The following is a 23,193-nucleotide window of genomic DNA, read 5'->3' on the forward strand; positions in this document are numbered from 1 at the left end:
TCCTCTTACGCCCTCTAATGGAACGAACTTAACCAAAATGGGTTTATTTTTGCAGAAAATTTCTGAGTCAGCGACCGTGCCCGAAGCGTTGTAAATTCATTGATTCGCTCCGCTTCGGCAGTCCGATTTCTCTTATTGATCATGAAACCATATCGCGTTCTTTTATACTATATCTATTCACCCATCCAAAATCCGGTACAATATCGCGAGGAGCATCATTTGCTGTGCCTTCAACTGAACCTGCTTGGGCGTGTGATTGTGGCTCCAGAAGGGCTGAATGGTACAGTATCGGGGTTGACCGCTGATTGCGAGGCCTATATGGCTGCTCTGCACGCCGATCCGCGCTTTTCGGGTATTGAGTTTAAGATCGATGAAGCCGACGATCACACCTTTCAGAAATTGCATGTTCGGATCAAGAATGAGATTGTTCATTCCGAACTCCCTGTCGATCCGCTTCGACAGACCGGCATTCACCTGGAACCGGATGAATTTAAAAAGTTAAAAAATGACCCCGATGTCGTGCTGATCGATATGCGCTCCAATTACGAACATGCGGTAGGCAAGTTCAAAGGGGCGGTTACGTTCGACATGGAAAATCTGCGCGAATTGCCGGATCATATTCAGGAAATTGAACACCTCAAAGGCTCTAACAAGAAAATCATCACCTATTGCACAGGTGGTATCAAGTGCGAAAAGGCGTCGGCCTATCTCCTGTCACAGGGTTTTGACAATGTTTACCAGCTTCATGGGGGCATTATCAAATACGGTATGGAAGCGGGGGGCGAGGATTTCGATGGTCAATGTTATGTTTTCGACAATCGCGTCACTGTGCCCGTAAACCAGGTCAATCCGGCCATCGTATCGACCTGTTTCCGGTGCGGTACCGCAACAAGCCGGATGATTAACTGCGCCAGCCCATCCTGTAACAACCATATTACCCTCTGCGAAAACTGCGGAGACGAACACGGTGGCACCTGTACTGACGACTGCAAAAAAGATCCTAATTTACGGGCATACGACGGTACGGGCTATTACGGGAAGCAAACCCAAAGCTACTCGCCGATGCAGGGCTACGTCAGTCGACGGGGGCAACGGGTTGAGGTATCGATTCAGGTTGACTAGTTTCTGGACTGCTTTTATTTCGATCAGTGAGCCTGTTGTGTCTGGCTTCGACAAGCCATTGGCTATCCGCTAGATCTGTCTGTCCGGGCAGCAAAAACGCAAAGCTTAATCAGCACATACCTGCCCCTGAATCACTTCCCGAATTCGATACGTCGGTTTGTGACCAGCCTCAAAATAGGTCCGCATCTGTATCTCGGCAATAAAGCCAAATGCCAGTAAATTAAGTCCACCCAGCAGCAGCACAGCAATCAGTATGAGCCAAGAGGTCAGATTGCTTATCTCACCAAACAGTTTCTGCACCAGCAAAAACAGACTCACTCCTACCCCCAACAGAAGAGAGATGGCAGCTACTGGCCCAAACAGCCGCATCGGCCGACGGAAATAGCGCTGCAAAAACAGCACAACCAGTAAGTCATTCAACACGGGGCCGATTCGACCCAATCCGTATTTAGAAACGCCGTGAATTCGTGGATGATGCCGTACATCTATTTGTGTCATTCGGCTTCCCTGCATAGCCGCCAGTACGGGTATGAAACGGTGCAGTTCGCCATAAAGACCTAATTTCTGCGCTACTTCGCGCCGAAAAATTTTGAGCGTACAGCCATAATCCTTCAGGTAAACGCCCGTCATCCGGCGAATCAACGCATTGGCAATGCGGCTGGGTATTTTGCGAAGCAGGAATCCGTCCTGACGATTGGCCCGATTGCCAGCTACCACATCCCAATTTTCTGTCTGCGCCAGTTTAAGCATAACCGGAATATCAGCCGGATCATTTTGCAGATCACCGTCCAGCGTAACGATGTATTCGCCCGTTGCGGCTTCGACACCAGCGGCCAGCGCGGTGGTTTGCCCATAATTCCGGGCCAGCACGATCAATTTCGTTCGATTATCGGCAAACTGCCTGGCAATCGTTACGGTAGCATCTCTGGAGCCATCATCGACCAGTATCAACTCGTAGCGAAGTGTCGAGAGTGCTTCACGGATGCGTTCCAGCAGCGGTCGAACATTATCGGCTTCGTTGTAAAGCGGCACAACAACCGAAACCAGTGAATCAGACATCATACGAAACTGGGTTACTGGCCGACTGTATGCCTAAAGGTTTGCTCATTACATAATCATTCATCCAATAAGGTCCAATGGCAATATCCTCTTCATACAATACCCGAAATCCTTGTTTTTCGTAGAACGTTCGGGCCTTGTTATACCGATTTACGTTCAGCAGAAGCTCTTCTCCGCCCAACGACTGGCATCGGGTTTCAACCTCTGTCATCAGCGTTTTGCCCAAACCACTCCCCTGCTGAGTGGGCAAAACATAAATTTTATGCAGTTTGAATATCTTATTATCTGGTCCATACGGCGCAAAAGCGGCAAATCCTTTTAACTCTGTCGTTTGTTGATCACCCTCGGTTTCGAGCAATACAAACGTATGACCAAGCGTAGTCATCTGTTCCAGAAGCGCTTCAGGTGCATAAATTGTCGTAAACATATACTCGATTTGCTCCGATGATAATATAGGGCGGTAGGTCGGTTCCCAGATTTGCTCCTGCAGCCGGATAATAGCCGGAATGTCGGCGGAAGTAGCAGTACGAAGTTTAAACGGCACGTTCAGTCGTATTTACGTAGTTTTGCAACAAATATAGTAAGTCAGCCAATAGGCATCCGTTGCGGGCAACGAGTATCCTGCCTCAACATTCATTTATTGACTGACAACTGATGACAATTGACTTTTTATGGCCGAGCAAAAGCCTCTGATTTTAATAACGAACGACGATGGTATCACATCCCATGGGATTCGGACACTCGTTGAATTGATGAAACAAGTAGGTTCGGTGGTCGTGGTTGCCCCGAATAGCCCTCAGTCGGGGATGGGTCATGCCATCACGATATCTAATCCGATTCGACTTTATCCTTCCGATATCTTTGGCGATGTTCCGGCCTATGAATGTTCGGGCACTCCGGCCGACTGTGTCAAACTGGCCAAACATCATGTGTTGAAAGACCGCTCTCCCGATTTGGTTGTGAGTGGTATCAATCATGGCAGTAATTCATCGATCAGTATTCTGTATTCTGGCACGATGTCGGCGGCCATTGAAGCGGCTATCGAAGGGATACCGGCCATTGGCTTCTCGCTGGGCGACTTTACGAGCAAGGCTGATTTTTCGCATGCGCATGAGCATATCCTGAGCATTGTTCGTATGGTGCTGGAACGTGGCCTTCAGCGCGGAACAGCACTGAACGTCAATTTTCCGGCCAAAGCTGCCGAACCCTTGAAAGGCATTCGGATCTGCCGCCAGGCCAATGCGAAATGGCAGGAAGTGTTCGACGAACGGCGCGACCCACACGGTCGACGGTATTTCTGGCTGGCGGGGGATTTCGTTAATTTCGACTCCCATGCCGAAGATACTGACGAATATGCTCTTTCTCAGAACTATACGTCTGTTGTACCCTGTCATTATGACCTGACCTCATATGGCATGTTGGATGAACTAAAAAACTGGAACCTTTAATAGCTTTCCGTTTTCGTTAATAGTTGGCTGAACAAGGGTATGACATCAACAGCCTTTGCATTTGCCACTGAACTTTAAACGGAAAACGGAAAACTGACAATCATTATGGCTCTACTAGGCAGTATGCTCAAAAACGGTATTCGGTTAACGAATGCCGTCAGGCTGCGAAAAATGACCGCGTTTAAGCAGCAACGCAAAGCCTTTCGCAAACTCATCAGCAAAGCACGGTTTACGGAGTTTGGTACGACCTACCACTTCGAAGAGCTGCTTAGTTCGACCGAGTTTGGGACACAACGGGAGTTTTACGAAAAATACAAACAGATTGTCCCCATTCACGATTACAACTCCATGTTCGATGGCTGGTGGAAACGTTCATTGGCGGGTGAAAAAGATATCGCCTGGCCAGGACGCGTAAAATATTTTGCGCTCAGTTCCGGCACATCAGAAGCAGCATCGAAATACATTCCGGTGACCAAATCGATGTCCAAAGCCATTCAGCGTTCCAGTATCCGCCAGATTCTGACGCTTGGTCGCTATCAGAACCTTCCCTCAACGCTTTACGAAAAAGGGTATCTGATGCTGGGCGGCAGTACAAATCTGAACGCACGCGAAGGGCACTTCGAAGGCGATCTGAGCGGCATTACAGCCAGCCAGATCCCGTTCTGGTTTCAGCGATTTTACAAACCCGGCCGGGAGATTGCGCAGGAACGGGATTGGGCGCTTAAACTGGATGAAATAACTGAGCAGGCAGGTAGTTGGGATATCGGCTATATCGTTGGTGTTCCGGCCTGGATTCAGTTGCTGATGGAGAAGATCATTGCCCGCTATAATGCCAAAACCATTCACGATGTCTGGCCGAACCTAATGGTTTTCTGTCACGGCGGGGTTTCGTTTGAACCGTATCGGAAAGGCTTTGAGAAACTGCTGGCCCATCCAATCACCTACATCGAAACCTATCTGGCCTCTGAAGGATTCATCGCCTATCAAACCCATCCTAATGCCGAAGGCATGCAGCTGGTGCTTAACAATGGTCTGTTTTTTGAATTCATTCCGTTTAATGAACAGAATTTCACGTCCGACGGCGAACTGGTTGCGAATCCCCAAACGCTGATGATCGATGAAGTAGACGAAGGCAAAGAATACGCCCTGCTGATTTCTACCTGTTCGGGAGCCTGGCGTTATTTAATAGGTGATACAATCCGGTTCGTCAGTAAAAAGCGGTCAGAAATTGTCATTACGGGCCGTACAAAGCACTTCCTGAGCCTGTGTGGTGAACATTTGTCTGTCGACAATATGAATAAAGCCATTGAGCTGGTTTCGCAGGAAATGGGCATTTCCATTCGGGAATTTACCGTGGCCGGCGTCTCCCACGACACTTTGTTCGCTCACCACTGGTACGTTGGAACGGATGACAGTGTAGATGCCAGTGATCTTCGCGACCGAATCGACGCGAAGCTAAAGGAACTCAACGATGATTACGCCGTTGAGCGTCGGCACGCCCTTAAAGAAATAACCGTCACGGTATTACCTGCTAAAACCTTTTATAACTGGATGGAATCAAGAGGAAAAATGGGCGGTCAGAACAAGTTTCCGCGTGTTCTGAAAAAGAACCTGATCGGTGAGTGGGAAAACTTTCTGAAAAGCCTATGATACAGGTGGCTGTTGCAAAAGTCTGGAATGGTTAAGATGTACTTGTGTACTGAGCCTGTATGGTCTAATTAACGAGTGATACCCATTTAATGGACAAGCTCTCGGCTGAATTGGCTTTTTATACAACTTATTTTTTTATCTCATACCATAATTCTACCATTCCGCTTTTATAGGCTGTTACCTCTTTTAGGTGTAATGGTTGTTCTTGTCCAATTTGCTCGAAAAACAGAGTCCCTTCACCTAAAAGAATAGGCAGAATTGACAGCCTTATTTCGTCCACTAAGTTTAACCGAATGAACTCTCTGGCCAGTATGGCACCACCGACAAGCCAGACATTTTTATAGTTTGGCTTTAATCGTTCGGTTACAAGTTGGGGCAGATCGCCTGAATACAATTCAATGTTTTTTCGCTCAATCGGTAGACTTCGATGAGTGACTACAATTGTCGGTACATCTCCGTAAGCCCATCCATACGCTTTTGACAGTTCCAGGGCGTGTTCGTAGGTGCGAGATCCCATGATATAGCAATCGATTGTTTTGAGAAATTCCTGCGTGGATTGCTCCGTAACTTCAACTCCTTTCTCGTAGTAGTCCGATGTATCAAACCATGAAACACTATTGTCTTTTTTGGCGATAATGCCGTCAAGACTGGAGACCATATGGATGGTCATTGTAAAGGAGTCTGCTTCCATTCAGGTGTTATTGGTGTATAGGTTGTCGAAACGTACTACTCATAATCCCTTAACATAAGGCTAGTCGCTGTGGCAAAAGTCTGTCATCAGATTTTGAACCTACAAAAAGAACCTTATTTTATTGCGTTTCTACCCTCAAACGCTGGGTTTAAGGTAGTGTTCTAAGTTCTTCTCCAACTTTTTTTATTGACGGAAGTCAAGCCCGTTAAATAGTCTTAATATAGTTAAGGCTGATAAGAATTATTAATACATTGCTTCTCAGTTGTAGCCTTTTGGAGCCATGAAGAACATTTTCCTTATTCTTTCTTTACTTGGAATTACCAGTTTACTCAGAGCTCAGCAAACTACTCAGAATCAAGAATTAACGACAAGACAGTCAGTAGGGCATTGGGTGGTTGAGCTGGAAACGGATAACCTGTTTCTTCTGAAAAACATGGTCGGTATTGATGATTACTTCCTTCGCAAAATAATACCTGGTGTTGGCTACCTGGCGACCAAAAACCTTTGGGTGGGCATAGCAGTACCGATTGGGTGGGCACCCCAAAAAGGGACTTATTACAGTGATGGAATAGCTACCCAGGCAGGAGTCTACACAACCGCTATATCCCCTAAACAGATCGGGATTGCCCCGTATGTCCAACAGTTTTTCGGGAAGGGAAAAATAAAGCCTTATGTTGGAGCTTCTTACCGGTATACCTATCAGCAACTTGACTTAAGTATTCGCGATTTATCGATTTATCTCAGTCAAACCGGCCATGAATCTGAATTATCGGTTTTTGCTGGCTTAACTTATTCGATTACACCCAGGTTTGGGATTTATGGTAAGCTTCGCTATGGTTGGCAGAGCGGCAATCATCCTTACATTACCTTTCCGAACCGGAGTGAATCGGGTTACTCAACCGCTTTTGGTTATAACAGCCAAACCGCTTCGGCTAATTTAGGAATTCGTTTCGTGATTGGTGAATAGACATCCCCTGTATTTCTTCCTCACCAGTTCATCGCTTTCGATAACGGCTCAAGCAGCCGATTATAGGCAATATTTGCAGCGCCAATAAGAAAGACAACCCCCGTTGTACGGTTGAAAATCAATACGACTCGGGGGGTAAATAGGCGCTTCAGTCGATTTGCATAATAGGCCAGTGCCGATTCGGTCACGAAAACGCCCACTAGAGCAGCAATCATGAATCCGTATTGCTGGGCCATGGTGTAATGCAGGTGTGAACGAATGTAGGCCACAATGGCTACCCACGATACAAAGTTGACCGGATTGAGTGCATTCAGGAAAAAACCCGTCGTAAAATAGTAAACGAAATTGCCAAAGCGGGTTTTGGGATACGCCAGCCGGGGCGTTCCTTTAAAAATATTGACCAGACCCATGGCTGTCAGAAACAAGACGCCAACGATGGCCATCAGATTTTCAAAGCCCTGAACTTTGGGGATAAATGCCGTACCAAGTAATGCAGCCAGTACGAAGAGCGTATCGCCCGTGATCACCCCGAAAACTATTTTTAGCCCCGACCGAAATCCATTGTCAACACTATTTTGAATCAGGGCAAAAAACACTGTTCCAAAAGTCAAACAAAGCGCAACGCCGACTAAAAAACCAAAAAGAATAGGTAAAAACACAAGCAAGGTCCGGTTTATGGTGTATCATTTACGGTTTATGGCTTTCGGCTAAGGAGGCTGATTTCACCACAAACTATAAACCGTAAACTATAAACCATAACTGGTGTTTAGATTCCTCTCAATCGGGCTACGATTAACAGGCCACTGACACTGAGCGAATCGGTAATTCGGCTGGTCACAGCCATATCCACAGCCTCGGCTAGTGGGAGTTTCCAGACACGCAGTTCTTCGGTCTCTTCTGGTTCATGATCGCCCTGAACCAGATCTTCCGCTATATACAGAAAACCCTCTTCATCGGTAGCCGAATTGGATGTATGAATACGGGCAATTTTGGTCCACTGACGGGCTTCGAGCCCCGTTTCTTCGCGAAGCTCCCGCTTGGCTGATTCGAGTGGATCAGTACCTAACGGGGAGCCGCCCTCCGGAATCTCCCATGAGTACTCGTTCAGTGGATACCGATATTGGCCAACCAGATATGTATTTCCTTCGGCATCGATTGGAATAACACCTACGGCTTTATTTTTAAAACTGACAACTCCATAAATACCAGGTGTGCCAGCGGGGGTTATGACGTCTTCGTGTCTGATTGACAGCCAGGGATTTTCATATTTAACCGACGATTCCAGTGTCTGCCAGGGGTTTTCTGTCTCGTTCATGCACACGAAAGTACGAACAATACAGCTACGAATAGTACCTTTGTGGTTTCTAACAACATTCCGTAACACTTGATGAGCGCCACTCAACGTACTAAATACCGCTGGATGAGCGTCTCACTGGGGCTGAGCATTGTCCTGCTGATACTTAAGTTCACGGCTTATTTTTTGACCTATTCGACAGCTATTCTCAGCGATGCGGTCGAATCAATCGTCAATGTTTTAGCCAGCGGATTCGCTTTTTATAGCATTTATCTGGCCGGTCAGCCCCGCGATCAGAACCACCCGTATGGTCATGGGAAAATAGAATTTTTGTCTTCGGGTTTCGAGGGTGCGATGATCCTGTCGGCTGGTCTGGTCATAATCTGGCAGTCAATTCTAAGTTTTTACGAGCCTAAAGTCCTCACCAATCTCGATCTGGGCTTCGCTCTAATCGGTTTAACAGCCATTGCCAATGCATTTGTAGGCTGGATGCTTATCCGATCAGGGAAACAAACCGACTCGCTGGCCCTAACCGCCGATGGTCGCCATTTACTGACGGATACATTCAGTAGTATTGCCGTAATGGTTGGTGTGGCACTGGTTGTTCTGACGGGTAAACACTGGATCGACAGCGCCCTTTCGCTGCTCCTATCGTTCGTTATTATTTACAACGGTTTTCAACTCATCCGTCTGTCGGTGGCTCGTCTGATGGATGAAACCGACGCGCCTACACTCGACCGCGTGGTGACCCTATTAAACGACAATAAAGACGCGAACTGGATTGACGTCCATAACCTGAGGGTGCAGAAATACGGAGCTGATCTGCATATTGACTGCCACCTCACATTACCCTATTATTGGGAATTGAATCAGGTACATGATGAAGTACATCATTTCGAAGATACGCTCAAAGATGGTTTCCTGGGCGAGGTCGAAATTTTTGTGCATACAGACCCCTGTGTCAATGAATGCTGCCATTATTGCCGGGTTACCAATTGTCCTGTTCGGGCCTTCGCCTTCGTTAACGATGTTGAATGGACTGCCGATAACCTACCACTCAATCAGAAGCACTTCGTGTCAATAGAAGTCCCCAATAGTTAACTTGTAACCAATAAATTAAGCTAAATACCCACCGAACATGTCTAGTAACTTTACTCATTTCAGGCTGACGTCAGTCCTGCTGTTTCTTGTTTTTGGCTTCTGCTCTATTTGCAATTCTCGGGCGCAATCGACTGATAATCATTTAATTGTACTTGGAGAGGCTGTAGAAGAAGTGCCCGCCGACCAGGCAACCCTTACCGTCAATTTATCCTACACGGATGAAAAAGACATAACCCTGGTTTACGAACAGCATAAAGGAGCCCGTGAGCGACTCGTGGCCATATTGACTGAACTAAAAGTACCGACCAAAGACCTGCATATTCTTCAGCTATTGGTACGAAAGGAGCGTGACTATTCAATGGGCGGTGTTGGTATGGGGCAACCAACCGAAAAATTCAAGGGATATCAGCGAATTTCGGTCAAATTCGATGATCTGAAGCGCTATGCCGAAGTGCAACAACACCTGGCATCCAATGGATTTACGGATTTATCGACAGTTTTTTCAGTTAGTAAACAACGGGAGATTGAACTTAGGCTGTTTGATCAGGCGGTGGCCAATGCAAAAGAAAAAGCCGATCGACTGGCCAAAGCCATATCGCGTTCAGTAAAGCGTATTGTCAGGATCGGTGAGGCCGAAGAAAATGAATCTGTTGGTAATATTCGCACAACAGCATTAAACCCCTACATGACTAATTACATGGCTGACCCCATGCGACCGGTGGCAACGATACAACAAACGTTTCGCTCCGCTGCCATCGTAAAAGTTGTGTATGAATTGAATTGATTCCTTTTATATCCCAATCTATTTTTCAATTTCAGACCAGGCTACCAGCTCCTTTCCTGATTATCAGGCACTTTATTGCTATTAATTCTTATGCTATTATGCATCAGTTGGCGCTATTTTGGGCTAAAAATTATTATTTACCCAAAAAGTTGTATTAATTCTTTTTATTTACCAATTTTGACGCATTAGCTAATTCGACAGAATAGCGCAGATATTGCTTTTTTCAATTCAGGTTGTATTCAAATACCGGTAAAAAACGCCCCCGCATTTCGCTGAGAGGGCGTTTTTTCTTTTTTGGTAAAACATTGCTATAACACCTCAGCCATACTTAACCCATTTTGAATTTTCTGAATGGGAACTCCTCGGAGTTTGATTTCGCCTATCCGACTGGTAAATCGGGCTAAAACGGGGATAGGAATTACTACGTTTTCAAATACTTACTACAAATATTACAGTTGAACTATGAGCGAGTAGATCCTGAATGGATTGATTTCGCTCAGTTTCGAATTTAGCATATTGTTTAGCTGACTAACCCAAAAATCTTGACTTACCCGTTTTATTTACTAAACCCCATGCTTTTCTTGGGTTTGACCCACCCTAAAAGTTTTCACATTAATTCATCACTCCTACTGGATTTTACAGCTAGTACGATTGATGATAAGATTTGACAACAAAAAAATGCCTAAAATTTTAAAATAGAAAAGTTATAAAATCATTCATGCTCGTCGGTAGCGTAGTATTCCTGCCTGACTAGCAGGAAGGCGAAAAAACATCGTCAATTTTTCATGGCAAATGAACGGCCTGAACGAATCAACCCACGCTAATTACTTTCTCGTCGAGGTATTGCAATCGCCCATCTGACCATTGTAAACAGACTCTCCAGATTCCTCGGGCAAGTTGTGCCGTTGATACAATATGGCGCGGTTTCGCTGTGGGCGTAACCTGAATTTTAATATTCTCTTCGCCATTGCTGACACGACTGAATGTCAGATCACCCTTTCGAAATGACATTGGCAGTACGAACGCCAATAGCTGGGAGGTAGGCTCAAAGGTCATGACCTTAAAAATTAGAAATGAATATTGATTAACCATACAAAGTTAGCTATCAGAAAAGCCGTCAGTCCATGATGGATAATAGCATTGAGCTTGATAGGATTCAGCAATCAGACTGATTATCATCAGAATAGAAAACAGTTCTAATCTCCAGTTTTGCATAATCAAAATATAATGCGTTGTCATGTTACGGTATCTGCTTATCAGCCTGCTCCTATTACCCTCTTTTGTGAATGGTCAAAAGCCTGACGATTGGTCACGACTTTGTAACTATGCTACCGCCATTGGGGTAGACAGTCTTTGTGCAAATCCCGATGCGATTTGTCTAAAACGTTATTTCACCCAGATCATCTATGGACGAACACCCTACTGGATAAGTTATCAGGGCGTAGTAGAACATATTGATACCGTCCATATCAATCAGCTAACCAGCCAGTTTATGGCTGGTATGGACTGGTGCCCGCTTCTGGATTCGCTGGAATCGCACGATCGATACTACCGTCAGTTAAAAGAGTATTGTATGCGCTGCTTGATTGACGATTATATGGCCGACTCACTAACAATTGAGCAGATACAGGAAACGCTCAATACATACCGCTGGTTGAATCGATTTGATTCTGACAAAAGGATTATCATCAACATTCCTTCGGCAACATTACGAGTTATCGACCGGAGAGATAATAGTCTGCTCTGGAGCCGGGTTGTCGTCGGGAAAACCAGTACGCCGACCCCGCGTTTTACGGCTCTTATTCCTAGCTTCGTGATTTACCCGTACTGGAATATACCCCGCTCCATAGCGGTGAACGAACTGTTGCCAAAAATTCGAAAAAATCCAGTGACGACTCTTGATGCCCTGAATGTACAGATCCTCAATACAAATGGGAAGGTAATCGATCCAAAAGCCATCGATTGGGCCATTCCTGCCAAATCGTTTCCGTATCGGCTACGACAATCTACGGGTTGCGACAATGCATTGGGCGTTTTGAAGTTCAATGTAATCAGTCCTTATGATGTGTATGTGCATGATACAAACGTTCGGAAGACTTTTTCTCGCGAAAACCGGTTTTTAAGCCACGGCTGTATCCGGGTCGAGAAACCCATCGAACTAGCTAATCTATTATTGGGCTATAACCGGTTGAGCAGGAATTTTCTGACAAGCTGCGCCAGGAACGCCATTCCTCAAACGATCAATCTGCCCAACGCAGTACCCCTTATAATAATTTACAATCTACTGGATCTTGATGAGGCCGGGGCGGTTCAGGTATTTAAGGACGTGTATGGCTTGTGGCGTTTAACTTTATAAGCCTGCCTTAAAAGCAAAGTCGAATGACAAATCCATCCAGCTTACCATTGCATTCAGCACTCAGTGATGCTCAGGGATTGTCAACGGCTGAAGCCAAACGACGTTTGAGCGAAAAGGGACCTAATGCGGTAGAGACGATTCAAACTGAACACTGGTTAACCGTATTCGTGCGACAGCTTAAAAGCCTCATTGTCTGGGGTTCATAACAGCGGTTGGCAGCCAAGCTGAATCAGGAAACATCGCCAGGCTGGTTGGGCAGGCCGAACGAACGGCAACGCCCTTGGAAACTAAACTTGATACTTTATCGAAAGTACTTATTGGCAATACTCTTGGTCTTACTACTGCCTTGTTTGTTACCGTTGGGCTAATTCGGGGCGAAGCCACTGGGCCGTTGTTAGAACCTTCGGTTGCGCTGGCCAATGCTGCCATTCCCGAAGGTTTGTCGGTGGTGGTAACGAGGGCGCTCGCGTATGGTAGGTTACGGTTGGCTCGCCATAAGGTGCTGATTAAACGATTATCTGCCGTCGAGACACTGGGCGACAGCAATGTCATCTTTACTGATAAAACCGGTACGCTAACCGAAAATAGAATTGAGGTCTTCAGCCTACACTTGCCAAGTCCTGAGCAGGGTGTTTATGCTGAGGTATGGATCAATTTATTAACTCACGAACTTACGTTCCTGCGGGGTGAGCCAACCTTATCCGAAACGGATGGCTTCAGCCAATTGGTGCAGTTGGGTGTTCTCTGCAATAATGCCGATGTGACAATTGATACGCAACAGTCACGCGAATTGGGCGCTACTGAAATTTGCATTCAGATCAGGCCATGTACCCAGTAGGATCCGTACCTTAAATCCTCGATTAGCCGAACAGTCTTTCAGGTCCGACACCCGTATCATGGCTACATTGCATCATATGGATAAAGGTTATCTGGTAGCCAGTAAGGTTCCGCTGAGGGGTCGGCTGTGGTCAGGTGGTGTTTTCTGCTATTGTTTTAACGGGTGCGGTATTTGAGGTATATGCTTTTGTTCACTGGGAATGGAGCTACAGTGAGGCTCAGAGCCGTACGGCGACTTTCTATAGTCTATCGTTCGCCCAATTAATCCACGCGTTTAACCTGTATTCCGGCAAACAGGCGTCGTTGCTGAACAACGAAATCACCCGCAACCGTTACGTCTGGATAGCTATACTGATTTGCGTGAGCATACTGCTGATTACCTACTACGTACCAGTCATTCGTCATGTATTAACCATTCAGCCCCTCGATAGACCGGCTTTATTTCTGATTCCTGCAGTAGGCTTACTACCAGTAGGAGTCATATGAAAAAGTAGGCAAATAGGTGTTCTCCAATAGCTACCTACAAACGAATTGAAGTATTTCAACTGCAATAGTCTTCGAACGAAAAAGAAGTTAATTATGACATGGGAATGCAAATTGGGGCTGGACTAGTATTCAAAGGGCATAGAGGCTTGCGCCCCTATACCCGATACGACTTATGCAGATTTAATATTCCATTCGTAAAAAATTCTGTTCTGACATGAGCTGGTATCAGTTTATTTATACCGAAATCCACCTCCTCCAACGCCCAACGTGATAAAGAATCCATGTGGGCCGTAGCGAATGGGCGTTACTATGGTGGCTCCATGCTGATCACCGTGCCATTCATTTGACGCGGTTGTTAGTCGATACCCAGCCCGAAGGCTAAGCATCGGCCCGGCCTGTAATGTTGGGTCGGTCGTTTTAAATACAAACCAGTCAAACGTTAAACCGACATCGGTAGAGAATCCATCGAGCACGTTCGTTGTTAACACCCCAGTCGATGTAGTCGAATTGCTAGTAAATGAGCTAAGGCCTGGACCCAGGCTAGGGTAGAGCTTTAATCGCTTTGTCTGCCAGGCAACCCATCCGATCCAGATATGAGCATTCGACGCCGACGATTCAATGGTCGATTGAGATAACATATCCTGAACCCGTTTATTGACGAGTGCCGATGCTCCGGCACCCACGATCCACCGATTTCTTCGGACATACATCTCCACACCCAGGATACAATACCGATCGTCGTTTACTAACCCCGTTGTTTTACTGGCCTGCTGAATCGCATTGGCAAATCCTGGCCATATACTCTGGCCACCATAAAAAAATCCAGCTCCGCCCCAGATTCCCTGCCCCCACCCTGCGGTTTGTAACAAGAGCATTACAAGCAAGCAATATATTTTCCTTTTATGGACTAACATACCAGCCAGGGTTTAGAGAGAACGATCAATACGTTTGCGCCCCGAAATCGATTCAAATCTGTAAGTGAATTCAAGATGCGGCCGCAAGCTAGGCATTGGCTATCTGTTCGCTAATGACCCACCTTAGTCAATACATTGATTATAATTAAGTTACTGCCTGAATTAAGTCATAAAAAGAAAGGGGGATAAAGGCTTGATTTGTACCGTCAACGGATGGCTTGGAAATCAGTAGCCAGCCATTGGTGGCAACTATTAAAAAGGATTGTTATGGATAAGGACTTATTAGGAAAAACAGCCCTTGTAACTGGGGCAGCTTCGGGGATTGGCAAAGCGACTGCCCTTCTCTATGGTCAGCATGGCGCGCATGTGATGCTTTCGGACGTGAATGAAACGCAGGGTCAGGAAGTGGTTGACCAAATCAATGCTGCTGGGGGGGCTGCTCACTTTTATAAGGCCGATGTAGGAGACCCGACACAGTGCCAACACCTTATTCAGGCAACGGTTTCTGCCTTTGGTCACCTGGATATTGCTTTTAACAATGCGGGTATTGGGGGTGAGCTGAATTTAACCGCCGATTATTCGGTGGAGGGCTGGCAGAAGATCATCAATGTCAATCTCAACAGCGTTTTCTATTGCATGAAGTATGAACTGGAAGTGATGCTGAAACAGAATAGCACGGGTTCAATTGTTAATATGGCCTCGATCCTGGGGCAGGTTGGTACGGCTCAGTCGCCCGGCTATGTAGCCGCCAAACATGGCGTTGTGGGTCTGACCCAGGCGACCGCCCTTGAATACGCGGCTAAAGGCATCCGCATCAATGCCGTTGGCCCAGCTTACATCGATACCCCTTTACTGGGCGTATTGCCGAACGACGTTAAAGAAATGCTGGTCGACCTTCATCCCATCGGTCGGCTAGGTCGGTCGGAAGAAGTAGCTGAACTGGTTGTCTTTCTCTCATCGGATAAAGCCTCGTTCGTAACGGGTTCCTACTATCCTATCGATGGTGGGTATCTGGCCCGATAACTGGCAAATTTTCCTGCTGGCTGTTTAAATCTTGATTTGACAGAAATCAGGCTCGTTTACTTAGCTGACTAAAATCCTTACCGCATCATCACATCGCATCATGACAGGGCAATTATGGAGCATATGTATCGCTGGACTGTTATTAGGCGTAATCGGATGGCTACTGGTTGCCCCATTGGTGCTCGTAATTGATAGTGTTCAGCGATGTTACTCTGTGCAGTGGCGAGGTTTAGCGTCAGTTCAGCTGGTTGCGGGCGGCTGTATTCGTATTTGGGTTCTTGGCTGGACGTATGTATTGGACCCCTGGAGACAAGCAGCTAAACCTAGGCGAAATAAACCGAAAAAGAAATTGCCAGTCAAACCCCGAAAATGGCACATGCCCTTGCGAGTTTTTATCCGTAAGGCCAGGGGTATTTTACAAACCTTTCGGATCCGCACCTCGGATATTAAACTGGATACAGATGATTATCTGATGAATGCATACCTATTTCCGGTATTCAGCTTGTTGTGCAGACCGGGACATCGGTGGCAGATTAACTTCCAGGGTGATACATCCGTAAAACTCGTTATCGAAAACCGGCTGTATCGAATCGTATTCGCCTTACTAGTTTCATAATCATTTAATTTTATTTTCTCATGGAAACAACGGTCAATGATGTATTTACCAAAGTCACGGATTTTTTACGTTCCGAATCAAAAACTGACACCGTAGTGGGTCAAGCCTTCCAGTTAGGTAACTATTCTTGCGTTCCTGTTATTCGATTGGGTATGGGTTTTGGTGGTGGAGCTGGTGAAGGAGACGATAAAAAACAGGGTCATGGTACGGGAAGTGGAGCTGGAGCTGGTTTTGGGCTTGAACCAATCGGTTTTCTGGTCAGCAAGGAAGACCAGATTCAGTTTATCTCTACCAAACAATCCAAAGGATTCAGTGAAGCCTTTGAAAAGGTGCCCGACATTCTTGAGAAATTTTTGACGAAGAAAGCTCAGCCAGAAGCCGTCCCTTTATAAGGAGCAGTTAGTTAGAACCATACAGGAGTGAACGTAGGATGAATTGATGAACGTTATTTTCATCAATTCATCCATTTTTTATTCGAAAATTCTGTCTGAACCATAAGGCCAGTATTAACATAGATGTTGGCGCCGTAATACCCCATGGCAAAGCGAGAAGAAGCATTCCATTTGAAAACTTCGGGTAGAAATAAACAATTGTAATTAAAGGCGTAACTAGTCCATGAACGAAAAAAACACGTTTAACCCAGCGTTGGAATCCTTGCTTTTCAAATACAGGCATAGCGAAAAGCGTTGCTAAGCCCATACATATATACCCGATTGCATCAAAATCCCAAAACAGCGAGTGTGGAGTTTGACGGAGTACCTGAATTTCGTTAGCAGCCCCATCAAGCGACATGGGTATTACTGTTGCCAGTTGAACTACATAATTGGCTGTAACAAATACGGCATAAATACAGGTAAAGATAAGAGCCGCATGACTCCAGAATTTTTTCATATCAGGTGCTGCGTAATGCAAGGCAAGCATCTCCATTAAAAAGGGAATAACGATACAAAGGGAAAATCCATAGATTAGTATTTCATCCCATGGATAATGGATTAATTTGAGCACCTGTAACACCTGAACGAAACCAAAGGCAACTGTTGAGCTAAATGCAGCAATCCCTGACCAAAACCCGATTCTATAAATTGAATGATCCATTTTCTTTTTTAGGCTACGTTGAAATCCTATTTCCTTTCCTATTTGGTGCCTATCTATTGTGATAGCAAAAGCCTTTTTATGGCATAGCAACAAGGGCGTCATGATTTGCCCTTACATCCACGGGCAGCCCCCCCGATTCGGGTTGCGGTTCTTTATTGAATCGAAAAAATAGAACCTTCAGCCAATCAGCCGTTACCACGTAAGTGATCAGAATCAGAATTAGTGCTACTACTTGTTGGACATGAGCAACTGTAAATCCTAACATAGGTGCCAGAGGAGAAACCGGCAGATAAATTGTAATCAATAAGGCGAGCAAACCCGTTATCACCAGCCATTTTCCCGGTCTGCTTTTGATACATGAGTGTCGGGTACGGATAATAAACAGAATGAGCAGTTCGGTAATCGATGACTCAATAAACCAGCCCGTTTGAAAGGGGGAACCCGACAGATGAAAATACTGAAAGAGAGTATAAAATGTAATGAAATCAAACAGAGAGCTGTGTAAACCAAACACAATCATGAAATTACGAATCTGATTCATATCCCATTTCAGCGGTCTGGTTAACTGATCATCGTCAACTTCATCGGAGGCAATGGTCAGAAAGGGCAGGTCTGTGATCAGATTGGTCAACAAAATTTGCTTGGGTAGCATTGGCAGAAACGACAGCAGTAGGGAAGCACCAGCCACACTAAACATATTGCCGAATGTAGCCCCCGTTGTGATGAAAATATACTTCATTGAGTTGGCGAATGATTTGCGGCCCTCTAGAATCCCATCGGCCAGCACCGACAGGTCTTTTTCCAGCAGTACAAAATCGGCGGCTTCCTGCGCAACGTCGACCGCATTGCTGGTCGAGATGCCCACATCGGCGGCATGAATAGCGGCCACATCATTGATGCCATCGCCTATATACGCGACGGTTGCCCCGGACAATTGAAGAGCTTTGATGATACGTTCTTTCTGACGCGGTTCGATTTCAGCAAACACATCCGTTTGGAGCACCTTGACCGTTAAGGCTTCCGTGGTTAACTGATCCAGTACATCGCCGGTCAGTATAACGGGTGTTGTGTTGGCAATGGCTTGGGCTGTATGCATGGCCGCAAACCGGTTGTCGCCTGTAATGATTTTTACGGCTACCTGCAATTTTCGGAGTTGGTTCAGAGAGGCCAATGCACTTTCTTTCAGCGGGTCTTCCAGGAGAATATAGCCTAAGAAAGTCATTTGCGTCTCATCGGCCCGGCTGATTTTATCGGTAGTTACTACCTTGTAAGCCAAGCCCAGCACCCGGTATCCAGCCTGACAATATGCAGCAAATCGGGCTTCTATCGACCTTCGGACGGAATCGTTGATGGGCTTCGACTGACCGGGCTGTGATTCAACCTGACTACACACGTCCAGTATGTTACTTAATGCGCCTTTGGTAACGAAAAATCGCTGTTCGCCTTTTTGTACCGCAATGCTGAGTCGCTTCCGAATGAAATCGTAGGGAATTTCGTCCAATTTACGGTAGTCATCCACCGATAGTTTTAATGAGGCAATTGCCTTGTCGATGGGATTGGTAAAGCCTTTCTGGAGGGACGCATTTAAGTAAGCGTATAGCCTGGCCCGTTCATCGGTTTTGCCCTCCCAGTTCACCATATCATTCACGGTTGCAGTGCCTTCCGTAATGGTACCGGTTTTGTCGGTACACAATATGGTTACTTCCCCAAAATTGAAAATGGAGGACAGTTTTTTTACGATTACTTTTTTGTCCAACATGCGTTTGGCTCCCGCCGACATAGCGAAGGTCATAATAGCGGGCAACAGTTCGGGAGCCATCCCGATCGCGAGGGCCAGTGAAAACAGTACGGAATCGAAAAAAGGCTTTTTAAAATACAGATTGGCTGCCAGAATAACTAACGACAGCGTAATGGTTATTCGCAGCAGAAAGTAGCCAAAGTGTTTGATGCCTTTTTCGAAAGCCGTTTCCTGTGTTTGCGTCAGACTGTGGGCCATTTGACCAAACAGGGTTTGGCTTCCGGTTTGCACAGCGATCGCCCGGGCAGTGCCGCTAATTACATTGGTACCCTGCCACAGGCAGTTGGTTTTCTGATTCAAAGGCAACTTATCAGGAACTGTTCCGGCCATTTTTTCAACTGGATAGGTCTCGCCGGTTAATGAACTTTCATCGACGTGCAGTTCATTGCTTTCCAGAATCCGACAATCAGCAGGAATAATATCGCCCGCATCGAAAATCACTACGTCACCCGGTACAATCTCCTCCGTACGTACCTGCTTTTCGTTCCCATCGCGTAGAATTGTATGTTTCATAGCAATCATCGACCGCAATTTTTCGATGGCTCGTCCTGCATTCAGTTCTTGCCAGAATCCTAGAAAACCGGTTACCAACAGAATCGCCAGAATGATGAGCATGTCGGACGTTTCGCCCAGCATCGCCGACAAAATAACCGCCACCACCAGAAGCAGTACCAGCGGATTGGTAAACTGACGGACCAGCAACTTAAACTCACGACGGAAGCTACTTTCCGTATGCAATTGTTGCCGTTGTGTCCGAATACATTTAGCCGCTTCCCTGGCGGTTAGTCCATTTGGCGACGAATGGAGCGAATGATAAAGTTGTTCTGGTGTTGGCGAAGAGAATGGTAGATTATCCATTGGGAATGATGACGCAAATCGTAATCAAGTACGTAATGCCCAAATCTAAGCCGGTGAACAACGCAGTAAACTGATTACTATCGTCTCTTTAGCTGACTATCCTCATAACTACAAAACAATGATGATCAGCAAATTAGTACATCAAACGGAAACTTTAATAAGGGTTGAATGATGGAATCAATAATCGAACGAAAGTTAACGGACGACAGACCACAGACGCTGATGCTTAATCGGCCGCGAAGCCGCCTGACAGCAATCCTGGCACTGGTTGTATCACTTTTAGTACTCTATGCTTCCCTGCGGGGAGTACTGGACAAACACCTTTATATCGATGCCATAGCAGCCGGCGTACTCTCGAAATCATTGCTGGCGGCTATCCGATTACAGGATCAATTGTCAATCCCGTTTGCTGTAACCCTTTTAATCGTGTCGGTTAGCCATTTTCTATACGCAGGCTATAAGACCTTTCTCGTCCTGCTCGGTCTGGTTGGTAATTTCCTGTATGCCTATGGGCTTTTTGTTATTTCGGGTAATTTCACCGCCATCTACTTGGTTTATCTGGTTATTTTCGGCCTGTCGATTTATTCACTGATTTTTGGGCTTACCAGTTTTGAGCCCGAAGTTGTGAGGTATTTGCAGTTACCCGTTCTGCTCCGTAACAGCATAAGCCTTTTTCTACTGGTTATTGTTTTCATATTCGTTTTTTTATGGGTAAATTCGTTAACGCCCTTGATCAGCAAACACATACGACCTGATACGTACGCTGTATTTATTCTTGATCTCTGTATTGTTATGCCGGGTCTGGCAATCACGGCCGTACAATTGCTACGTCGTATTCCGTTTGGCAACGTCCTGGTGGGTATCTTTCTGATAAAGATCCTAACGCTGATTCTGCCTGTAGCCATCGGCGAAATTCTCCTGTCTACCCATACGAAACCAACCGATTATAGTATGGCTGCTATCTATAGCCTGATTGTTTTCATCAGTCTATTTTTGAGCGTTCACTATCTGCTGAAATTACGATTAACTAAATAGACGAAGCGCTATGCTACTATAGGTAATCAAAATATCATTATCTCACCAGCATTTTACTTCAGTTGAATTTTCCTAAAATGAAACCAAATGTAAAGGCTACATTCTGCAAATCAGCTTGTGATACTACCGGTTGTTCATTGAACTTGTAAAAACTATAGCCAACCCCTAGTCTAAATTTCATCCATTTAGTAATAGTCAACACACCGTAAACCTGTGGTGACACAACTAAACCTCCAAGTCTCGCTGTCGGATATTTAATCCGAAAAATCTGAAAATCAGCCTTATTACCTACAAGCGAAAAGTATCCTGCATTTAATAGCCAGCCAATATGAACTGGTTTTAGATGATTCTGTTCAACCCCGATTAACAGGCCATATTGACCTACGTAGAGAAACAATGGATTATTAATTCGTTCAACATCCAGGGTCGAAACAAATGTAGCGCCATAAGCCGAAATCAGAAATTTATGATTTAAGATAATCCCGGCTTCAATACCCTGAAACGAAAACGGCTGCTTAAAAAAGTTCTGATGCTGGTGAACCAGGGCTCCATACCAAGTCGCATCAGTATGTACCCAATCACGCTTAATCTCACTGTGTTCCTGCTTTATTTGCTGGGCATGAATACCATACGGAACCAGCAGGCAGGCCAATCCGAAAAAGACGAAGCTGCCCTTTTTCATTGGTTTCTGTATAGTTTATACGATAAATAGAAAGTCCATGCCTGCAAAATAGCCATGTTCATTCGCTCTACAATTCCAAAATAAGGCCATTGTTTGAGATAAAACACTGCCGTTAATCCACCAAATAAAAGAATCAGACAGCTGGCTAGAATAGACGCGAAGCCAACGTTTTGCCAACTGCGCTCTTTGCGAAAGCCCAGACCTATTAACAAAGGGGAAGCAATGGTAAAAGGCACGATCAGGGCAGTAATGACCAGATGCATTGTACCTAAAAACGTACTAGCTGCGTTCGGCAAATCTTCAGGGAATATGCCATACGCTATTGAAATACAGTGCAACGTAACAAACATAATGCCTCCCCAAAGCACAAATTTATGATGCTTATTTGCTTCAAAAAGAGTAAATGTTAACGCGAAGAATAGCGCTAACACACCATACAAAGTTGTAAAGGCCAGCATCAATGACTTATTGGGCGCACCAGTTGCTGTTAAATCGCTAATTGGTTGCTGAAAATGATCATAGCCCTTCCACAAGATGCCACCAAGGAGGATATGCAGGACATAAAAAAATACAGCTAACATACCAGATGCCAATAAAACCTGTTTACGTTGTACGTTTACTCTAGGTGTTAATTCCATTGAAATCTATATCTAACGGTTATTAATATACGTCAGCCTGAGCCCTCCACATTACTTGGATTAAGAGACCATTTTGTTTAGGCGTCCTGTAGCCGCTACGGCCTGGCGGAAGGAAAGGTGTAGCCCAATGTAAAGTCACCTGCCCCTTCAGCATTTCCGTTGAAAATCCGGCTGCCCAGAGCCAGGTTTAAGTAGAAATTCCGGCGATACGTCCGTTGGAATCCCCATAGTGCCTCTACACCAAATCCGCTGCCGTCACCAATCGGAACCTGTTCCGATTCACTTTTGGCAACGGCAGGAAGCCGATAACGGGCGCGAACACTGAGATAATTGCCAGAATTATACCGGATAGTTTTTCCTTTTTGCAACCGCCGGTCAAAATTGTAAAAATACCGGGCACCTACGGACACATCTGGATTGAACGTAGTAGATGTATAATACTTTGTTTGATTCGGATCGGTTTCTACTTCCTTAGCTTTGGAATAGCTCGTAATGCGTGCCTCCGAAATGAGAGTAGTACGGTTTCCAAGGCGAAATTCATTCATAAAACCGGGGGCTAAAAAGGCCGCACGCCAGACCGATTTCACTACTTGGGCTGGCTCCTGATTCTGTTGACCCATGACCAGCATAGGCAACAGTACTAAGGCAGTAAGGATTGTTTTCATGATGCTGTGAATCGTAATGTTTCACCACAAATTTGGCCGAATGCAGGAATGAAAGCACTAACGCGGGTCAGGCA

Annotated in this window: 27 protein-coding genes; 15 read left to right on the forward strand and 12 right to left on the reverse strand. The window is 45.6% G+C overall.

Annotated features, from left to right (window positions below):
- Nucleotides 1-141 precede the first annotated feature (141 nt).
- Nucleotides 142-1,122, forward strand: coding sequence for an oxygen-dependent tRNA uridine(34) hydroxylase TrhO (gene trhO, locus G8759_RS21985; protein ID WP_167212491.1), 981 nt, complete (start codon nucleotides 142-144; stop codon nucleotides 1,120-1,122).
- Nucleotides 1,123-1,227: 105 nt separating this feature from the next.
- On the opposite strand, the gene G8759_RS21990 is transcribed toward trhO, so the two are convergent.
- Nucleotides 1,228-2,184 carry a glycosyltransferase family 2 protein gene (locus tag G8759_RS21990; protein ID WP_317166710.1) on the reverse strand — a complete coding sequence of 319 codons (957 nt, stop codon included), beginning with the start codon at nucleotides 2,182-2,184 and terminating at the stop codon, nucleotides 1,228-1,230.
- A complete protein-coding gene (locus G8759_RS21995; protein ID WP_167212494.1) occupies nucleotides 2,174-2,725 on the reverse strand; it encodes a GNAT family N-acetyltransferase in 552 nt (183 codons plus the stop codon). Before G8759_RS21995 ends, G8759_RS21990 begins: the two co-directional genes overlap by 11 nt.
- A gap of 127 nt (nucleotides 2,726-2,852) precedes the next feature.
- Between G8759_RS21995 and surE the strand changes: the two genes are divergently transcribed.
- Together surE and G8759_RS22005 are read left to right on the forward strand one after the other, a co-directional pair.
- A complete protein-coding gene (gene surE, locus G8759_RS22000) occupies nucleotides 2,853-3,629 on the forward strand; it encodes a 5'/3'-nucleotidase SurE (protein WP_167212497.1) in 777 nt (258 codons plus the stop codon).
- A gap of 105 nt (nucleotides 3,630-3,734) precedes the next feature.
- Nucleotides 3,735-5,279, forward strand: a complete 1,545-nt coding sequence (locus tag G8759_RS22005) for a GH3 family domain-containing protein (RefSeq protein ID WP_167212500.1) — start codon at nucleotides 3,735-3,737, stop codon at nucleotides 5,277-5,279.
- Nucleotides 5,280-5,406: 127 nt separating this feature from the next.
- Here the strand turns inward: G8759_RS22005 and G8759_RS22010 are convergent, their stop codons facing one another.
- The gene (locus tag G8759_RS22010) at nucleotides 5,407-5,970 is read right to left on the reverse strand and encodes a dihydrofolate reductase family protein (protein WP_232073900.1); all 564 of its coding nucleotides are present in this window, start codon (nucleotides 5,968-5,970) and stop codon (nucleotides 5,407-5,409) included.
- A gap of 280 nt (nucleotides 5,971-6,250) precedes the next feature.
- Here G8759_RS22010 and G8759_RS22015 point away from each other — a divergent pair, with 280 nt between their 5' ends.
- Nucleotides 6,251-6,937: a porin family protein gene (locus G8759_RS22015; RefSeq protein ID WP_167212503.1), complete on the forward strand. Its 687-nt coding sequence runs from the start codon at nucleotides 6,251-6,253 to the stop codon at nucleotides 6,935-6,937.
- A gap of 20 nt (nucleotides 6,938-6,957) precedes the next feature.
- Here G8759_RS22015 and G8759_RS22020 read toward each other — a convergent pair whose 3' ends face one another.
- The gene (locus tag G8759_RS22020; protein WP_162390574.1) at nucleotides 6,958-7,596 is read right to left on the reverse strand and encodes a LysE family translocator; all 639 of its coding nucleotides are present in this window, start codon (nucleotides 7,594-7,596) and stop codon (nucleotides 6,958-6,960) included.
- 107 nt (nucleotides 7,597-7,703) lie between these two features.
- Nucleotides 7,704-8,252 carry an NUDIX domain-containing protein gene (locus G8759_RS22025; RefSeq protein WP_167212506.1) on the reverse strand — a complete coding sequence of 183 codons (549 nt, stop codon included), beginning with the start codon at nucleotides 8,250-8,252 and terminating at the stop codon, nucleotides 7,704-7,706.
- Nucleotides 8,253-8,324: 72 nt separating this feature from the next.
- Here G8759_RS22025 and G8759_RS22030 point away from each other — a divergent pair, with 72 nt between their 5' ends.
- Both G8759_RS22030 and G8759_RS22035 read left to right on the forward strand, forming a co-directional pair.
- Nucleotides 8,325-9,332: a cation diffusion facilitator family transporter gene (locus tag G8759_RS22030; RefSeq protein WP_167212509.1), complete on the forward strand. Its 1,008-nt coding sequence runs from the start codon at nucleotides 8,325-8,327 to the stop codon at nucleotides 9,330-9,332.
- Between the two features lie 37 nt (nucleotides 9,333-9,369).
- The gene (locus tag G8759_RS22035; protein WP_167212512.1) at nucleotides 9,370-10,116 is read left to right on the forward strand and encodes an SIMPL domain-containing protein; all 747 of its coding nucleotides are present in this window, start codon (nucleotides 9,370-9,372) and stop codon (nucleotides 10,114-10,116) included.
- 810 nt (nucleotides 10,117-10,926) lie between these two features.
- On the opposite strand, the gene G8759_RS22040 is transcribed toward G8759_RS22035, so the two are convergent.
- Nucleotides 10,927-11,172 (reverse strand): hypothetical protein, encoded by a 246-nt coding sequence (locus G8759_RS22040; RefSeq protein ID WP_167212516.1) that lies wholly within the window; start codon nucleotides 11,170-11,172, stop codon nucleotides 10,927-10,929.
- Nucleotides 11,173-11,353: 181 nt separating this feature from the next.
- On the opposite strand from G8759_RS22040, the gene G8759_RS22045 reads away from it, so the two are divergent.
- Genes G8759_RS22045 through G8759_RS36460 form a run of 5 tightly spaced genes read left to right on the forward strand, consistent with a single transcriptional unit; the run spans nucleotide 11,354 to nucleotide 13,795 of the window.
- Entirely contained in the window at nucleotides 11,354-12,472 is a 1,119-nt protein-coding gene (locus G8759_RS22045) for a L,D-transpeptidase family protein (RefSeq protein WP_167212519.1), read from the forward strand.
- A 23-nt stretch (nucleotides 12,473-12,495) separates the two neighbouring features.
- On the forward strand, nucleotides 12,496-12,678 hold the full coding sequence (locus tag G8759_RS22050; protein ID WP_167212522.1) for a cation-transporting P-type ATPase: 183 nt from the start codon (nucleotides 12,496-12,498) through the stop codon (nucleotides 12,676-12,678).
- A gap of 41 nt (nucleotides 12,679-12,719) precedes the next feature.
- Entirely contained in the window at nucleotides 12,720-13,310 is a 591-nt protein-coding gene (locus G8759_RS22055; RefSeq protein WP_232074318.1) for an HAD-IC family P-type ATPase, read from the forward strand.
- The gene (locus G8759_RS36455) at nucleotides 13,240-13,485 is read left to right on the forward strand and encodes a hypothetical protein (protein WP_167212525.1); all 246 of its coding nucleotides are present in this window, start codon (nucleotides 13,240-13,242) and stop codon (nucleotides 13,483-13,485) included. Before G8759_RS22055 ends, G8759_RS36455 begins: the two co-directional genes overlap by 71 nt.
- Nucleotides 13,448-13,795, forward strand: a complete 348-nt coding sequence (locus G8759_RS36460) for a cation transporting ATPase C-terminal domain-containing protein (RefSeq protein ID WP_167212528.1) — start codon at nucleotides 13,448-13,450, stop codon at nucleotides 13,793-13,795. The genes G8759_RS36455 and G8759_RS36460 overlap by 38 nt, the downstream gene beginning before the upstream one ends.
- A gap of 230 nt (nucleotides 13,796-14,025) precedes the next feature.
- Here the strand turns inward: G8759_RS36460 and G8759_RS22070 are convergent, their stop codons facing one another.
- On the reverse strand, nucleotides 14,026-14,670 hold the full coding sequence (locus tag G8759_RS22070) for a hypothetical protein (protein ID WP_167212531.1): 645 nt from the start codon (nucleotides 14,668-14,670) through the stop codon (nucleotides 14,026-14,028).
- Between the two features lie 306 nt (nucleotides 14,671-14,976).
- Between G8759_RS22070 and G8759_RS22075 the strand changes: the two genes are divergently transcribed.
- The 3 genes from G8759_RS22075 (at nucleotide 14,977) to G8759_RS22085 (ending at nucleotide 16,740) form a co-directional block, all read left to right on the forward strand.
- A complete protein-coding gene (locus G8759_RS22075) occupies nucleotides 14,977-15,732 on the forward strand; it encodes an SDR family NAD(P)-dependent oxidoreductase (RefSeq protein ID WP_167212534.1) in 756 nt (251 codons plus the stop codon).
- 376 nt (nucleotides 15,733-16,108) lie between these two features.
- Nucleotides 16,109-16,348, forward strand: a complete 240-nt coding sequence (locus G8759_RS22080) for a hypothetical protein (RefSeq protein WP_167212537.1) — start codon at nucleotides 16,109-16,111, stop codon at nucleotides 16,346-16,348.
- 20 nt (nucleotides 16,349-16,368) lie between these two features.
- Nucleotides 16,369-16,740: a GerW family sporulation protein gene (locus tag G8759_RS22085; protein WP_167212540.1), complete on the forward strand. Its 372-nt coding sequence runs from the start codon at nucleotides 16,369-16,371 to the stop codon at nucleotides 16,738-16,740.
- A gap of 67 nt (nucleotides 16,741-16,807) precedes the next feature.
- Here the strand turns inward: G8759_RS22085 and G8759_RS22090 are convergent, their stop codons facing one another.
- Both G8759_RS22090 and mgtA read right to left on the reverse strand, forming a co-directional pair.
- Complete coding sequence (locus G8759_RS22090) at nucleotides 16,808-17,545, reverse strand: hypothetical protein (protein WP_232073902.1); 738 nt, start codon at nucleotides 17,543-17,545, stop codon at nucleotides 16,808-16,810.
- The gene (gene mgtA, locus G8759_RS22095; RefSeq protein WP_167212543.1) at nucleotides 17,520-20,099 is read right to left on the reverse strand and encodes a magnesium-translocating P-type ATPase; all 2,580 of its coding nucleotides are present in this window, start codon (nucleotides 20,097-20,099) and stop codon (nucleotides 17,520-17,522) included. The genes G8759_RS22090 and mgtA overlap by 26 nt, the downstream gene beginning before the upstream one ends.
- Before the next feature lie 168 nt (nucleotides 20,100-20,267).
- On the opposite strand from mgtA, the gene G8759_RS22100 reads away from it, so the two are divergent.
- Nucleotides 20,268-21,134 (forward strand): hypothetical protein, encoded by an 867-nt coding sequence (locus G8759_RS22100; RefSeq protein ID WP_167212546.1) that lies wholly within the window; start codon nucleotides 20,268-20,270, stop codon nucleotides 21,132-21,134.
- Nucleotides 21,135-21,192: 58 nt separating this feature from the next.
- Here G8759_RS22100 and G8759_RS22105 read toward each other — a convergent pair whose 3' ends face one another.
- The 3 genes from G8759_RS22105 to G8759_RS22115 all read right to left on the reverse strand — a co-directional run bounded on the left by G8759_RS22105 (nucleotide 21,193) and on the right by G8759_RS22115 (nucleotide 23,119).
- Nucleotides 21,193-21,816: a hypothetical protein gene (locus G8759_RS22105; RefSeq protein WP_167212549.1), complete on the reverse strand. Its 624-nt coding sequence runs from the start codon at nucleotides 21,814-21,816 to the stop codon at nucleotides 21,193-21,195.
- A complete protein-coding gene (locus G8759_RS22110; protein ID WP_167212552.1) occupies nucleotides 21,813-22,454 on the reverse strand; it encodes a DUF998 domain-containing protein in 642 nt (213 codons plus the stop codon). The genes G8759_RS22105 and G8759_RS22110 overlap by 4 nt, the downstream gene beginning before the upstream one ends.
- A 95-nt stretch (nucleotides 22,455-22,549) precedes the next feature.
- Nucleotides 22,550-23,119 (reverse strand): hypothetical protein, encoded by a 570-nt coding sequence (locus G8759_RS22115; protein WP_167212555.1) that lies wholly within the window; start codon nucleotides 23,117-23,119, stop codon nucleotides 22,550-22,552.
- Between the last annotated feature and the right edge of the window lie 74 nt (nucleotides 23,120-23,193).

Source organism: Spirosoma aureum (assembly GCF_011604685.1).
Classification (GTDB): domain Bacteria; phylum Bacteroidota; class Bacteroidia; order Cytophagales; family Spirosomataceae; genus Spirosoma; species Spirosoma aureum.